Genomic DNA, 14,284 nt, shown 5'->3' with positions numbered 1-14,284 from the left:
CATGACCCGTTCAGCTGAACAGTTACCCACCGTCCCCGAGAACTACGAACAAGTCCAACCGGCCGCCAAGCCGAACCTTGGGCTCTTGTACGCCACGGCCGGTGCCAGCGCCGCCGGTGGTTTCGCGAGCGACGCCGCCGCACGCGCCTTGCCGGCATTGCGCAAGTCCCCGCTGGGCAAGGTGCTCCCCGCATCACTCCTGAACCGCGGGGGAGACCGGTTGCGAGCCGCCTTGGAAGTTCCCAAGATCGCGCACGTGGTCGAGGGCCTGACAGTGGATGCCGAGTGGCACGAGAAATTCTGCCGCGTGGTGCACGCGACTCCCAGACCGTTGGTTCCTGGATCGTCCGAGACCGCGGTGTTCTCCGGTGCCCTGCACTCCTTGGCATTCCCCGTAGCCATGTCCGTGCTGACCCGGCAGGATTTCCCTTTGCCCGTTATGGGCATGGTGCACCTGACCAACAGCGTGCAGCACGTCATGAACGTGGCAGTGGGTGAAGAACTCACCGCGACGGCCTGGACGGAGAACCTGCGCACCCACCGCGCTGGGACTGTTGTGGACGCCGTCGTCACCCTGACCCGAAACGACGGAACCGTCGTGTGGGCGGGGCGTTCCGGTTATCTGGCCAAGGGCCAAACCGCGGCCATCGCCGGTGAAGGTGCGCGTACGAGCGAGGAAGAGTGGACGGACTCCTCGTTGACCGTGCCTTTCAATGCCCCCCAGCAAACCGCGCAGTGGTCGCTCAAAGCGGACACGGGGCGTGAGTACGCCGGGGTGAGCGGGGACTACAACCCCATTCACCTCTCGGGTCCGTCGGCCAAGGCGTTGGGCATGAAGGGTGCAATCGCGCACGGGATGTACACCGCGTCCCGCGCGCTCGCGGCCACCGGGGTGCCTTCCGAGGTGCCGTTCTCTTGGTCGGTCGAGTTCGCAGCACCCGTGTTGCTGCCCGCAACCGTGGCCGTGTCCGTTCACGACGACGGGCGCCGCGAACACTGGAACGGCTCCCGCGTGATCGCCTGGAACCCCAAGCGGAACAAGCCGCACTTGGAACTGGTGGTCAAGCCGTTGTAACGGCACATGAGGACGGTTTGATCCGACGCGTGTGAAGGACGGTGCGACCGAGATGCAAATGGTCTCGGTTGCACCGTCCTTTTCGCTGTGGGCCGGCCGATGACCACTGCAGCATGTCCGAGCCGTGGGACACAATGGTGTGGTGAGCGAGAACAAGGTGACGAAAACTCAGCAGGCCACGGATGCGTCCGGGCAGGATCTCAATCCGGACGAGCCCAGTGAGGCGCTGCGTGAGGAGTACGCGGAACTGTCGGATCGTGTCCGAGAGGCACGAACCGCGTATTACGTGAACGACCAGCCCACCATCTCGGACGCCGAGTACGACGAGCTGTACCGCAAGCTCGAAGAGTTCGAGGCTCTGAACCCTCACCTCGTGGCCAATGATTCGCCCACGCAAGAAGTGGGTGGCGAGGTCTCCGCAGCCTTCGCGCCGGTCAAGCACCTTGAGAAGATGTACTCCCTGGAGGACGTGTTCTCGACCGACGAGCTCACCGCCTGGCTCACGCGGGCCGAAGCGCAGATCGCCAATCTCCCTGGCGCACCCAAGGTCCAGTGGCTGTCCGAGGTCAAGATCGACGGTCTGGCCGTGAACTTGCTCTATCGAAACGGCGATCTCGTGCGAGCCGCGACCCGCGGTGACGGCACAACCGGTGAAGACATCACCCACAACGTGGCAACCATCAAGGACATCCCACAGAAGCTCACCGGCGAGAATCTCCCGCAGGAGGTCGAGATCCGCGGTGAAGTGTTCATCTCGTCCAAGGACTTCCGAACGCTCAACGAGCACATCGTGGAGGAAGGGCGAGCTCCGTTCGCCAACCCGCGTAATGCCGCGGCAGGGTCGCTGAGGCAGAAGGACCCGCAGGTCACCGCGCGCAGGCCGCTGTCGATGTTCGTGCACGGCATTGGCGCCGCGCAGGGCTTCGACTTGGAGAGCCAGTCCGAGGCCTATGACGTATTGAAGTCCTGGGGGCTTCCGGTCAGCCCGTACTCCAAGGTGCTGGACAGCATCGACCAGGTGTTGACGTTCATCGAGGAGTTCGGCACCCAGCGCCACGACCTGCTCCATGAGATCGACGGCATTGTCATCAAGGTCAACGACCGCCGCACCCAGTTCCGACTGGGCTACACCTCTCGCGTGCCCCGCTGGGCCGTGGCCTATAAGTACCCGCCGGAAGAGGTCAATACCAAACTCCTGGACATTCGGGTCAACGTGGGGCGCACCGGTCGCGTGACCCCGTACGGCGTGATGGAACCCGTGAAAGTTGCCGGTTCCACGGTCGAGATGGCCACCCTGCACAACCAGGACGTCGTCAAGGCCAAGGGCGTGCTGATCGGGGACACAGTGGTGCTCCGCAAGGCAGGGGACGTGATTCCGGAGATCGTGGGCCCGGTGGTGGCTCTGCGTGACGGTTCCGAACGCGAGTTCGTGATGCCCACGCACTGTCCCAACTGCGGCACCGAGCTGCGCCCCGCCAAGGAGGGCGATGTTGATATTCGCTGCCCCAACGCCGAAAGCTGCCCAGCCCAACTCATGGAGCGGGTATCCCACGCAGCCGGCCGCGGCGCGTTCGATATCGAAGCACTCGGCGACGAAGCCGCCAAGGCGCTTACCCAGCCCGTACCGCTGGACGCGCCCGATGGCACCGAGTTCTCCGAGCCGCCCCTGCGCAATGAGGCACGGTTGTTCGATCTGACAGCGGCGGACCTCGAACACATCCAGATCTGGCGCGAGGCCAAGCGAACGACCACGGACAAGGAAACCGGCGAGAAAACCCAGAAAGTCACCCTCCAGCTGGTTCCGTACTTCTGGACCAAGGCCACCAAGACCAAACCCAGCGTCCCGTCGAAGACCACGGAGCAGATGTTCGAGGAGCTCGAGAAGGCCAAGTCCAAGGAACTGTGGCGCGTATTGGTAGCGCTGTCGATCCGTCACGTGGGACCGACCGCCGCGCGCTCGCTCGCCACTGCCTTCCGCTCGATGCAGGCGATTCGTGACGCGGACGAGGAAACGCTGGCGGGCACCGACGGCGTGGGGCCGGTTATCGCACAGGCGGTCAAGGAGTTCTTCAGCGAGGACTGGCGCCGGAACGTGGTCGATACGTGGGCTGTGGCTGGCGTCCGCATGGAAGAAGAGATCGACGAATCCACGCCACGAACTCTGGAGGGCGTGACCGTGGTGGTCACGGGATCGCTGGAGAATTACAGCCGCGACTCCGCCAAGGAAGCCATCCTGGTGCGCGGGGGCAAAGCGTCTGGCTCGGTATCCAAGAAGACTGACTTCTTGGTCGCGGGGGAGAATGCGGGGTCCAAGCTGGACAAGGCCGAGTCTTTGGGAGTCCCGGTGCTGGACGAGGCCGGATTCGAACAACTGCTCACAGAGGGGCCTTCAGCCTTCGGTGATGATGACGGCGATAATGCCGCCGAGCACGACGCAGGCACAGCAGAAAACCCGACCGAAATGCAGGAGAGCTGAACACATGGATCGCGTACTCGAGGGCCTGGGCCCGGACACCACCGAACTCGAAGAGCTTCTGGAAACGGCATTCCACGCTGCGGCTGCCGGCGCGGCAGTTCTGGAGAAGCGGGACGAGTCCGAGTTCGACGCCGTCAACAAGACGTCCGCGGGGGACTGGGTCACTGCCTTCGACGTCGCCGCGGAGAACGCCGTGGTCGACGTGCTGCGCGCCGAGCGCCCCTGGGACGCCATCACGGGTGAGGAATCGGGCACGCACGTGCCGGAGAACCGCTCGCCGGTGCGCTGGTCCGTGGACCCCTTGGACGGCACTACGAACTTCATCCGGGACATCGTTTACTACGCCACATCGGTGGCCGCCTGTGACGACCAGGGCAATTGGCTCGTGGGCGTGGTACACGCGCCGGCTCTCGGACGCATCTACTACGCCGTGCGCGGCATGGGTGCGTGGGTGCGCCGTGACGGCAAGGACTCGAGACTCACGGGGCCTGTGCCGGATCGAACCGGCGCCCTCTATGGAACCGGGTTCTCCTACGATCCCGTGATCCGCCGCGAACAGTTCGGAAATTTTCTGGACACCATGGACCACTACACGGACATGCGTAGGCTCGGAGCGGCGTCGTTGGATCTCTGCATGGTGGCTGACGGGACACTGGACGGTTACTCGGAACGAGGGCTCCACGAACACGACTGGGCTGCGGGAGCATTGATCGCCGAGGAAGCAGGCGCTCACGTGCAGCGCCCAGACCTGCCGGCACCCACCGCACTTCGTGGTTCCGACCAGGACGAACACGGTTACGCGGAGCACTATGAGCGGGTGCGGAGCACCACGATCATCGGAGCCTCCGCGCGCGCTACATAGCCGTTCTACGCCACCGTTATCAAATCTCTATCATCCCGTTACATGTGCTTAACCTCACACACAGTTGACCCCTAGCGACCGGGTGTCATAGCGTGGCATGCGTCGTGCGCCCCGCGGGTGCACGGGCTGTGTCCCCCAAAGGGATGCGCCAGAACTTTGGGAATTGATTTGGCGTAACGAGAATTGTTACGCTATCGTTATCAACGACTTCCCCAAAGGACTCTCCTTACGCGGGAGTCCGCAACGCTTGAGGCGGACATGATCTGCGCCTCAAGACATGCTGGATGCTGCTGCAACACCGTACGTCGTCTACAGGGCAGCATTCCGTAGTTACTACCCCTGAACTCAACTTTTCATGGGTAGACGACGGCGCGAAGACACCCAGGGATGGGAACGAGCGTAGGTGGCCTTACGGAGCATGATGAAGACTTCGAACGTTATTCGCCGTGGTGCCGCTGCTTTCGTGATCGGCGGTGCAGCTGTAGGTGCTATGGCCATGCCGGCCAACGCAGCTCCCGCTTCGCCCTGGGACGCACTCGCTGAGTGCGAGTCCGGTGGCAACTGGGGCACCTCCACCGGTAACGGTTTTTCCGGTGGTTTGCAGTTCACCCCGTCCACCTGGGCTGCCTTCGGTGGTACCGGGAATGCTGCAAACGCTTCCAAGGCTGAGCAGATTCGCGTTGCAACCAATGTTCAGGCGGAGCAGGGTTGGGGCGCATGGCCCGCATGCTCGGCCAAGCTGGGCCTCTCCGGCACCCCGGCCCCCGCTGCTGCCGAGCAGCCCGTTGCTGCTGCCGCTGCTGTGGCTCCCCAGGCCAACGAGGTCAAGCAGGAGCAGGCCGCTCCGGCTCCGGCCCCCGCTGCTGAGGCTCCCGTTGCTGCTCCGGCCGCTCCCGCTGCTCCGGTTGAGGCTCCGGCCGCTCCGGCTGCCGCCCCCGCCGCTGTGGAGTACTCCGCTCCGGCTGCTCCCGTGGCCCCGGCTGCTTCGACCGGTGCTTCCTACACCGTTCAGGCCGGCGACACCATGGGCACCATCGCTGCCAAGCTCGGCGTGAACGGCGGCTGGGAAGCTCTCCACGCTGCTAACGCTGACTCCGTGGCGAACGCTAACTTGATCTTCCCGGGCCAGGTTCTGAACATTCCTGCCTGATTGATCTGAACATCGATTCGATGGTTGATCCCCGCTAGCGGTTCGCCGCTGCAGGATCACCGAAAGCCCCGTCCGTATTATGCGGACGGGGCTTTCGCATATCCGCAGTCAATAGTGAAAATGAAAGAATGATCACATGATGGTGGACACGGTAATCATTGGTGGCGGCATAGCCGGCTTGTCGTTGGCTTCCGAATTCGCGGATTGTCGGGGATCGGGGGAGGGGATCACGCTTGTCGAAGCGGAAACCGCGCTGGCGCATCACACCTCCTCTCGATCGGCCCAGCAACTCATTCCCAGCTACGGCCCGGAACCGGTTCTCGAATTGACCAGGCTCACCATTCCCGCTCTGGTCAAGCCCACCCGCGCTGCTCCGGTTCCACTCGCCTGGCCCAGCCCCTTCGTGGTGGCGGGTTCACCCGCCGACGTCGCTTCAATGACCGTCCCGGGTCTGCGCGCCTTGTCGAGCGAGGAACTTTTCGAGTACTGCCCGGAGCTGGCGGGCAACCCCGAGCGCTACAGTGCAGCGATCATCGACGATTCTGCGGTACGTACCAATGCCACTGCGCTCGTGGAATGGCACCGACAACGAGCCGAGCAGGCCGGCGTTCGGATCCTTACGGGCGCCAAAGTCACGGCGGCAAAGCCGTCAGATGACGGCACCTGGGCGCTGACCGTCGGTGACGATCAATTGATAGCTCACACGGTGGTCAACGCCGCCGGTGCATGGGCGGATCACGTGGCGGAACTCTTCGGCGCGGTGCCACAGCAGTTGCAGCCGCTGCGACGGACCGCGGCACTGGTTTCCCTGAGCGAGCCTCTGGGCGCGACGCATCCCATGGTCGACGACGCCGGATCCGGGTGGTACTACCGCCCCGACGAGGACGGCGCCATGATCTCGTGGGGCGAAGCCGAACCGAGTCCTGCTTGTGATGCCCAGCCTCGCCCGAACGCTATAGACGATCTCATCGCAACCGTGGAACGAGAAACGTCATTGACAGTTACGGGCGTCCGCAAGGCATGGACTGGCCTGCGTACCGAGGCTCCGTCCGGCGTGCCGATCTGTGGTTGGGATCCGCAGGTCAGCAACTTCCTGTGGCTCGCTGGACAGGGAGGCTACGGTTTCCAAACGAGCAGCGCCATGGCCCGTGCCGCCACAGATCTACTGGTGGACGGCCGGATCGAAGATTGGCTCAGTGCTGACACCGCGGCCGCTCTCCAACCTCAGCCGATCTCCACCTGATCCACGGAGAACCGGCCTAGCCCGCAACACCCAACTTCTCCGCGAGCCACGCGTACTCCCACGCGGTGTCCTTCCACTGGGAATAGCGGCCGGACGCACCGCCGTGGCCGCCGGCCATCTCGCACCGCAGCAGCACGGTCTCAGGATGCTCGGCGTGCTCGCGCAGCGCAGCGACCCACTTGGCTGGTTCCACGTAGAGCACGCGCGTGTCATTGAGGCTCGTGACCGCCAAGACCGGTGGGTAGTTCGCATCCCGCAGGTTCTCGTAGGGGGAGTAGGAGCGCATGTACTCGTAGACCTCGGGGTCTTCCATGGGGTTACCCCACTCTTCCCATTCGAGGGCGGTGAGTGGAAGTTCAGGCATCAACATGGACGTCAACGGGTCCACGAAGGGCACCGCAGCCAGGGCACCGCAGTACAGGTCGGGCGCCAAGTTGAGGACCGCGCCCACGAGCAGGCCGCCGGCGGAACCGCCGAGAACTGCGATGCGAGCGGCGTCGACATCCTGACGCTGCGCGAGGTGGCGGGTGACGGCAACGTAGTCCGTGAACGTGTTCTTCTTAGTGAACTTCTTGCCGTCGTCGTACCACGAGCGGCCCAGTTCGCCGCCGCCGCGCACGTGGGCCACGACCCACGCCACTCCGCGGTCCAAGAGAGACAGGCGGGAGATGGAGAACCCGGGGTCGGTGCTGGCCTCGTACGAACCGTAGGCGTACTGCACCACGGGAGCTGGCACGGACGCGTCGAAGTCTGCGCGGCGGACCAGGGAGATCGGGATCCGGGTGCCGTCCTCAGCGACCGCCCAATCGCGCTCCACCGTGTAGTCCGACCGGTTATAACCGCCCAACACCGTAGTTTCGCGTCGCATGATGGGTGCGCCCACGCCGAACTCGTCCAGATTCTCATCATCCACGGGGCCTGTGGGGATGTCGTAGACCCGCGGCGGCGTGACGAAGGACGTGTAGGACACCCGAATCACCGGGTTGTCGTAGCGCGCAGACACCACTGATGCGGTGAACAGATCCTCGTCGAAGGCGGGTTCCGTACCGGTCAGGGAGCCGGTAGTGAAGGAACCGGTCACCAGACCGTCAAGGCTGGCTCGCGGGATGAGCCGCACGCGTGGAGTGGTCTCGGATCGCAGAGACACGACCAGGTGCGTGGCGGTGGGTTCGCACACCTCAATCCGGGTCTGCTCGCTCGCGGGAATCACGTCGATCAGATCGACATCCGCAATACTCGACCCCGCCGTGGAAAGCGGCATCAGGCTGACCCGGGAATTCGGGGCCGCATAGTCGTGCGTCAACAGAACATAGTCTGCGCCGGCCACGGTGATGGGCTCGGCCGTGTAGAGCACCCGGTCGCTTTCCGGAATCACGGTGAGCCACGGATCCCGGGGTGCATCGACCTTGCGAATGCGGTACTCCCCATACTCCGAGCACGCGGACGCGACCATCAGCCACTGCTTGTCGGCCGACAGCTCGACACCCAGCCACAACCCAGGGTTGTCTTCTTGGTAGATCAGCTCGTCCTCGGAAACGGGAGTGCCGATCACATGGCGATACACCCGCCAGGGGCGCCAAGCGTCGTCGACTACCGTGTAGATGAGCTCGGACGCATCGGGAGTGAGGAAGGCCCCGTAGGAGGTCTGAGTAATGCGGTCCGTCAGCATCTCGCCAGAGGCAAGGTCCTTGATGTACATGGTGAACCGCTCATCGCCCGCCGTGTCTTCGGACCACGCGAGGCGGGTGCCGTCCTCGGACACACTGAAACTGCCCAGGGCGTAGAAATCGTGCGTTTCGGACGCCGCGTTGGCATCCAGTAATGTCTCCTCGCCGGGGAGGCTGACGCCCGGTTCCACGGTCGGAGGTGTCCAGGCCCGCTCGGTGTCGGCACTGTCAACGGCCGGGACCCGACAGAAGACCTGGTGGGCGCCGCCCTCCACCGTGCGGGCGAAATACCACCAGTCCCCGTTGCGGGACGGCACGGACATGTCCGTCTCTTGAGTGCGGTCCTTGATCTCGCCGTAAATGCGCTCCCGCAATGGTTGCAGGTGGGCCGTCACGGCCTCCGCGTACTCGTTCTCGAGGCCCAGGTGCGCCCGCACCTGATCCGAGTTCTTATCGCGCAACCACTCGAAATGATCGTCGAACGTGTGGTCATGAAAACTGCGCTGGACGGTACGGCGAACGGCTACGGGATATGCGGGCTTCTCGGATCTCATGATCCCCAGTCTAGGGAGCACGGCACAATGGTGTTCGTGTTGACAGACTCCCAGCGCCCGCAGCCCCTCGAACAACGCCCCGCACGCTCGGAGCTGTGGTTCCACATTGTGTTGGTCCTAGGCGTCTCGCTGGGCTCATCAGCGGTGTACGCCGTGCTCAATCTCGCCGAAACACTGTCTCGTGGGCCGCTCTCGGATGCCCAAGCCACCTTGAATCAGGTCCTGAGTCCGGTCCCGGCCATCGACCTGCTCAGGCAGCTTGCCAGCATCGGTTTCGCCCTGGTCCCGGTGGCCCTGGCGCTGTATCTCATGGCGGATTCTCTGCCGCGGATCAAGGGCGTGCTGCGTCGTATCGGCATGGACGGTCGCCGCCCCGTGCGGGATGCACTGTGGGGACTCGGTTTGTTCCTGGTCATGGGGCTGGGAACCCTGGGGCTCTACCAGGCCGGACGCGAACTGGGCCTCACCGCAGCCATCAACACCTCGGCGCTCGATGAGCACTGGTGGACGGTGCCCGTCCTGATCCTCTCCGCGTTGCGCCACAGTCTGGTCGAGGAAATCATCGTGGTTGCTTTCCTGTGCGATCGACTGCGCCGCATCGGGTGGTCCTGGGTCACGATCGCGGTCCTCACCTCGGTCTTCCGCGCCAGCTACCACCTGTATCAAGGCTTTGGGCCCGCCCTGGGCAATCTGGTCATGGGTCTCGTGTTCGTGTGGGTGTACCGGCGCTACGGTCGCCTCGCACCGCTGCTCATCGCCCACGCGCTCCTGGACATCACCGGTTTCCTGCTCCCGCAACTACTGGCGGGTTAATCGACGACGACGCCGCTGCAGCCACCTTTTCGAGCGAAAGGTTGCGGCAGCGGCGTCGTCGACGGGAAAACTAAATGGTGACCAAGCCGTCCGGCGTAGCGAAGGAAACCGCCATGACGCCGGGCGTCCCGTTGGGAGCGGACCAGGTGACGTCGAGTGAGGCCAGCACGTCCTCGACCGGGCCACCCAGCCACTCGGTCACGCGCTCGGGCGAGCCGGCAATGTCCATACCGGCCAACTGAACGTCCGTGATGCGCGCCTGGGAGGGATGCATATCGGACTCGGAATCGAAGCGAACCATGAACGGCAACTGGGGATCCGAGATCAAACCCTTCACGCCGATCTGATGCCACTCCAACTGACGACCGTCCGGGAACAACCGGGAACCGGGTACGGAGGGGCGGCCCAACTTGTCCTCGTAGGGCGTGAGGTCCTGCACCTCGACCACCCAACCGAGCCAACCGCCGCCGGCTTCGGAACGTGCGCGGACGGCCTGACCGAACGGCGCCTTGTCTGCGGCGGGGTGCTCGAGAACCTCGACCACTTCCACGTACTGGTGCCCGGTGAGCGGCAGGATCATGTTTCGCGTGCCGAAGCGCGGGTGAATGCCGCCCTTGACCGGCTCGATCCCTAGCTGATCGGCAATCCGTTCCGTGGTGGCTTCAAGACCATCGGATTGAGCTGCGAATGAGACATGATCCAGTTTCATGGTCACATCGTGGCACCGCGCACAGTGGTCTCCAAATCGAGAGCTGAAACATGACCGTGTGACGCGGGTAACTCGGCTTGACGTTCGAGGTACCGGCTCCGGACAATGAAGGGCAGGTCACGAGAGTCAGCGACAAGCCCCAGCTAGCTGACCGGCAACCCTCCCTCCGCGGTGGGGTGCCCTGGGTGAGGACCAGGCCGCATCGAAATACTTCGGTGTTGGCAAGCGCGGGTCACAGGTGCCCGATCGCTGCACGGGCACCGTGCTGCGGATCGATCACCGGGCCCCTGATCCTGAGAGGGAGTGCGGTATGAGCCCCGCAGCCACCCCGTCCAACCCAGAGGGTTGGGCCTTCGAAACTCGACAGATCCACGCGGGTCAGGAACCCGATCCCACCACGGGGTCCCGGGCGCTGCCGATCCACCAGACCACGTCCTACGTGTTCCCGGATGCGGAGACGGCAGCCAACCGGTTTGCCCTGGCCGAGCTTGGGCCCATCTACACGCGCCTGACGAACCCGACCACGGAAGTGGTCGAGAACCGCGTGGCCTCCCTAGAGGGAGGCGTGGGTGCACTCATGCTCAGCTCGGGCCAGGCCGCCTCCACGTTCGCGATCCTGAACCTGGGCGGCGCCCGAACTCACGTGGTGGCTAGCCCATCCATGTACGGCGGCACGTACAACCTGTTGCGCCACACGCTGCCCAAACTGGGTGTGGAGACCACGTTCGTCTCCGACCCTGACGATCCCGAGGCGTGGCGCGCGGCGGTCAAGCCCAACACCGTGGCGTTCTTCGGGGAGACCATCCCCAATCCGCGTAACGATGTGCTGGACATCGAGACCATTTCCGCGGTGGCACACGAGTCCGGTGTGCCGCTGATCGTGGACAACACCATTGCCACGCCGTACCTCATCCGCCCGATCGAGTGGGGCGCTGACATTGTGGTGCATTCCGCGACCAAGTTCATGGGTGGTCATGGCACGTCCATCGGCGGCATGATCGTGGACGCGGGTAACTTCGATTTCGGCCAGGACCCGCAGCGCTTCCCGGCTTTCAACGAGCCGGACGATTCCTACAACGGCCTGGTCTACGCACAGGCGCTCGGTAAGGACGGGATCTTCGGGGTGAACCTGTCGTACATCCTGAAGGCGCGCGTGCAGTTGCTGCGTGACCTGGGATCGTCGATTTCCCCGTTCAACGCGTTCCTCATCGAGCAGGGGATCGAGACGCTGTCCTTGCGTATGGATCGGCACGTTGCGAACGCACAGAAGGTCGCGGAGTGGCTCGAGGCGCGCGACGACGTTCGCGCCGTTTCCTATGCGGGCCTCGCCTCCTCGCCGTGGCACGACCGCGCCCAGAAGTACTCGCCCAAGGGTGCCGGTTCCGTGCTCGGATTCGTGCTCGACGGCGGGCGCGAGGCGGGTACCGCGTTCGTGGATGCCCTGACCCTGCACTCCAACGTGGCCAACATTGGCGATGCCCGTTCGTTGGTGATCCACCCTGCCTCCACCACGCACTCACAGCTGACCGAAGAGGAGCAGCGGGCCACGGGTATCGAACCCGGGTTTGTGCGGCTGTCCGTGGGCTTGGAGTCCATCGATGACATCGTGGCCGACCTGGAATCCGGATTCGAGGCCGTGGCCGCGCTGGGTGAGGCTGCGGCGTCGTCGACGATCGGCTCGGATGGAGAGGGAACGCGGGCGTGACCATCGTGGGAGGCGGGACCACCGATTCGCTCGTGCGCGAGGACGGCGTAGTGGGCTATATCGACGTGGGTCCCTTGACCTTGGAATCCGGGTACCGTCTCCCACGCGCGCGCTTGGCCTACGAAACGTGGGGGCACCTCAACGAGGACGCCTCCAACGCCGTGTTGATCGAGCACGCACTGACCGGGGACTCCCACGTCGCACGCGGCCAGTCGCGCGAACACGCGCCCGAGGTTGAGCGCTTGGCCGCGGAAGCGGGCGGATGGTGGGATGGACTGGTGGGTCCGGGGGCGGCCATCGACACCGATAAGTACTTCGTGGTGTGCGCCAACATTCTCGGTGGTTGCTACGGCAGCACCGGTCCGGCCACCCAGGCACCACCGGAAGTGGACCCGGACCAAAAATCGTGGGGTTCCCGATTCCCGCGCATCACCGTGCGGGACACGGTGATCGCGGAGGCCGTTCTGTCCGATGCTTTGGGAATCGAGCGTTGGCGACTGGTGATCGGCGGCTCCATGGGGGGTGCCCGGGCTCTCGAGTGGGCCGTGATGTACCCGGATCGAGTGGCGGCGTGCGGCGTGATCGCGGCGTGTGCTTCGGCCAGCGCGGAACTGCTCGCATGGGGACAGGCCCAAGCGCTCGCGATCCGGCAGGACCCGAATTTCCGCGGCGGGGACTACTACGACAGTGAGTTCCCGGAAGCGGGACTGGGCCTCGCGCGGCGCATCGCCCACATCACCTACCGCTCAGCCGCGGAGTTGCACTATCGGTTCGGCCGTGAGGCCCAGCCGAATGAGGACGTGGACGGGACCTACACGGCCGAGCGAGGCCGCTACCGCGTGGAAAGCTACCTGGACCACCAGGCCTCCAAGCTCGCGGGTCGCTTTGACGCGAACTCGTACCTGAGCGTCAACGAGACCCTGATGTCCCACGACATCACGCGTGGCCGCGGCAGCTTGGAAGAAGTGCTGGCAGGCACCTCGTGCGAGTGGCTCGTGGCCGGGGTCGATTCGGACCGGTTGTTCTTCCCTGCGGAATCGGCCGAACTCGTGCGGGCGCTGCCGGGTGAGCAGACCCTGCACATGATCAGCTCGCCGAGCGGTCACGACGGGTTCTTGATCGAGGCACCTCAGCTGGGCATGCTGCTCAAGAAGTCGGTGTTGAAGGACTAACCCTGTCCGGCCTCCGGGTCGGAGGGGTGCCGGTCGCTTGAAATCTGCGCATTCGCTTGTTCACCCGCACCCGGGATCACGGCTCGGCCGAATTTCGGCCGCTTGGCGGTGATGGAGTCTCCCGAACTGCGCTTGGTGAGGCGGCGGGCAACCCACGGCGCAAAGTGCTTCCGAGCCCACACGAGATCATCCCTGCGGACTTCCCGCTTTGTCCTGGCAGGTTGTGCTTCCAGGGCATCGGGAACTAGTCCGTGGTCGACGCCCAGGGAATCCAGGACTTCCACCGCGATCCGCTGATGACCCAGGGGAGAGAAGTGCAGTCGATCCGGCGCCCACATCAACGGATCGGCCAGTTCATGCAATCCCCACAGATCGGTCATCACTGCACCGTGGCGAGCCGCAATCACACGCACGTTCTCATTCCAAATGGCCACGCGGCCGCGGATGCTGCGGAGCACCGGAGTGTTGCCCACATCGGGCCCGTCGAACATCACCACGGTGGCGCCGGTCTCCGCGATGTGCGCGATCACGCCGTCCAGTTTCTGCGCGATGGCGTCCGGGTCCGCCCCGGGGCGCAGCATGTCGTTGCCACCCGCGCTGATGGTGACGAGGTCCGGCTCCAGAGCGAGCGCCGGTTCCAACTGTTCGTCGATGATCGGTTGGTAAAGACGACCGCGAATGGCCAGATTGGCGTAGGCGAAGTCATCCGTGAGCCGGTCCAGTTCTTCGGCCACGCGGTCGGCCCAACCGCGGTGCCCGCCGGGGACCTGCTCGTCAGGGTGGGTCTGTCCGTTAAACGGTGTGTGGGGTCCGGCGGTTCTCATTAGTGAGTGGTTCTTTCGAACCGTCCGGCGAAGG

Annotated in this window: 11 protein-coding genes and 1 riboswitch; of the genes, 8 read left to right on the top strand and 3 right to left on the bottom strand. The window is 64.5% G+C overall.

The window, feature by feature from the left end; all coding sequences use genetic code 11:
- Position 1: 1 nt before the first annotated feature.
- From EWV37_RS14710 to EWV37_RS14690, 5 genes are all read left to right on the top strand, one after another.
- Complete coding sequence (locus EWV37_RS14710) at positions 2-1,075, top strand: MaoC family dehydratase (RefSeq protein ID WP_095796766.1); 1,074 nt, start codon at positions 2-4, stop codon at positions 1,073-1,075.
- A gap of 157 nt (positions 1,076-1,232) precedes the next feature.
- Entirely contained in the window at positions 1,233-3,551 is a 2,319-nt protein-coding gene (gene ligA / locus EWV37_RS14705; RefSeq protein ID WP_238663352.1) for an NAD-dependent DNA ligase LigA, read from the top strand.
- Positions 3,552-3,555: 4 nt separating this feature from the next.
- The gene (locus tag EWV37_RS14700; protein WP_095796765.1) at positions 3,556-4,413 is read left to right on the top strand and encodes an inositol monophosphatase family protein; all 858 of its coding nucleotides are present in this window, start codon (positions 3,556-3,558) and stop codon (positions 4,411-4,413) included.
- A gap of 421 nt (positions 4,414-4,834) precedes the next feature.
- Positions 4,835-5,563, top strand: a complete 729-nt coding sequence (locus EWV37_RS14695; RefSeq protein WP_095796764.1) for a LysM peptidoglycan-binding domain-containing protein — start codon at positions 4,835-4,837, stop codon at positions 5,561-5,563.
- A 136-nt stretch (positions 5,564-5,699) separates the two neighbouring features.
- A complete protein-coding gene (locus tag EWV37_RS14690; RefSeq protein ID WP_129702419.1) occupies positions 5,700-6,806 on the top strand; it encodes an NAD(P)/FAD-dependent oxidoreductase in 1,107 nt (368 codons plus the stop codon).
- A gap of 16 nt (positions 6,807-6,822) precedes the next feature.
- Here the strand turns inward: EWV37_RS14690 and EWV37_RS14685 are convergent, their stop codons facing one another.
- Positions 6,823-9,027, bottom strand: coding sequence for a S9 family peptidase (locus tag EWV37_RS14685; protein ID WP_129702418.1), 2,205 nt, complete (start codon positions 9,025-9,027; stop codon positions 6,823-6,825).
- Between the two features lie 36 nt (positions 9,028-9,063).
- Here EWV37_RS14685 and EWV37_RS14680 point away from each other — a divergent pair, with 36 nt between their 5' ends.
- A complete protein-coding gene (locus EWV37_RS14680) occupies positions 9,064-9,840 on the top strand; it encodes a CPBP family intramembrane glutamic endopeptidase (RefSeq protein ID WP_338032832.1) in 777 nt (258 codons plus the stop codon).
- A gap of 70 nt (positions 9,841-9,910) precedes the next feature.
- On the opposite strand, the gene EWV37_RS14675 is transcribed toward EWV37_RS14680, so the two are convergent.
- Positions 9,911-10,549, bottom strand: a complete 639-nt coding sequence (locus tag EWV37_RS14675) for a VOC family protein (RefSeq protein WP_095796975.1) — start codon at positions 10,547-10,549, stop codon at positions 9,911-9,913.
- A 115-nt stretch (positions 10,550-10,664) separates the two neighbouring features.
- Positions 10,665-10,783: riboswitch (SAM riboswitch) on the top strand.
- A gap of 76 nt (positions 10,784-10,859) precedes the next feature.
- Here EWV37_RS14675 and EWV37_RS14670 point away from each other — a divergent pair.
- Both EWV37_RS14670 and metX read left to right on the top strand, forming a co-directional pair.
- A complete protein-coding gene (locus EWV37_RS14670) occupies positions 10,860-12,254 on the top strand; it encodes a bifunctional o-acetylhomoserine/o-acetylserine sulfhydrylase (RefSeq protein ID WP_095796761.1) in 1,395 nt (464 codons plus the stop codon).
- Positions 12,251-13,426: a homoserine O-acetyltransferase MetX gene (metX, locus tag EWV37_RS14665; protein ID WP_238663346.1), complete on the top strand. Its 1,176-nt coding sequence runs from the start codon at positions 12,251-12,253 to the stop codon at positions 13,424-13,426. Before EWV37_RS14670 ends, metX begins: the two co-directional genes overlap by 4 nt.
- On the opposite strand, the gene EWV37_RS14660 is transcribed toward metX, so the two are convergent.
- Complete coding sequence (locus tag EWV37_RS14660) at positions 13,423-14,250, bottom strand: SGNH/GDSL hydrolase family protein (protein WP_129702417.1); 828 nt, start codon at positions 14,248-14,250, stop codon at positions 13,423-13,425. The two genes, metX and EWV37_RS14660, sit on opposite strands and share 4 nt — an antisense overlap.
- Between the last annotated feature and the right edge of the window lie 34 nt (positions 14,251-14,284).

It is taken from the genome of Kocuria carniphila, assembly GCF_004136555.1.
GTDB classification, from domain to species: Bacteria; Actinomycetota; Actinomycetes; order Actinomycetales; family Micrococcaceae; genus Kocuria; species Kocuria carniphila.
This window is presented reverse-complemented; position numbering and strand designations above follow the sequence as displayed.

What these genes read in the sequence shown, in the direction of transcription:
- EWV37_RS14710 (WP_095796766.1), top strand. Translation starts at nt 2, where the DNA reads ATGACCCGTTCAGCTGAACAGTTACCCACCGTCCCCGAGAACTACGAA.
- EWV37_RS14700 (WP_095796765.1), top strand. Translation starts at nt 3,556, where the DNA reads ATGGATCGCGTACTCGAGGGCCTGGGCCCGGACACCACCGAACTCGAA.
- EWV37_RS14695 (WP_095796764.1), top strand. Translation starts at nt 4,835, where the DNA reads ATGAAGACTTCGAACGTTATTCGCCGTGGTGCCGCTGCTTTCGTGATC.
- EWV37_RS14690 (WP_129702419.1), top strand. Translation starts at nt 5,700, where the DNA reads ATGATGGTGGACACGGTAATCATTGGTGGCGGCATAGCCGGCTTGTCG.
- EWV37_RS14685 (WP_129702418.1), bottom strand. Translation starts at nt 9,027, where the DNA reads ATGAGATCCGAGAAGCCCGCATATCCCGTAGCCGTTCGCCGTACCGTC.
- EWV37_RS14675 (WP_095796975.1), bottom strand. Translation starts at nt 10,549, where the DNA reads ATGAAACTGGATCATGTCTCATTCGCAGCTCAATCCGATGGTCTTGAA.
- EWV37_RS14670 (WP_095796761.1), top strand. Translation starts at nt 10,860, where the DNA reads ATGAGCCCCGCAGCCACCCCGTCCAACCCAGAGGGTTGGGCCTTCGAA.
- EWV37_RS14660 (WP_129702417.1), bottom strand. Translation starts at nt 14,250, where the DNA reads ATGAGAACCGCCGGACCCCACACACCGTTTAACGGACAGACCCACCCT.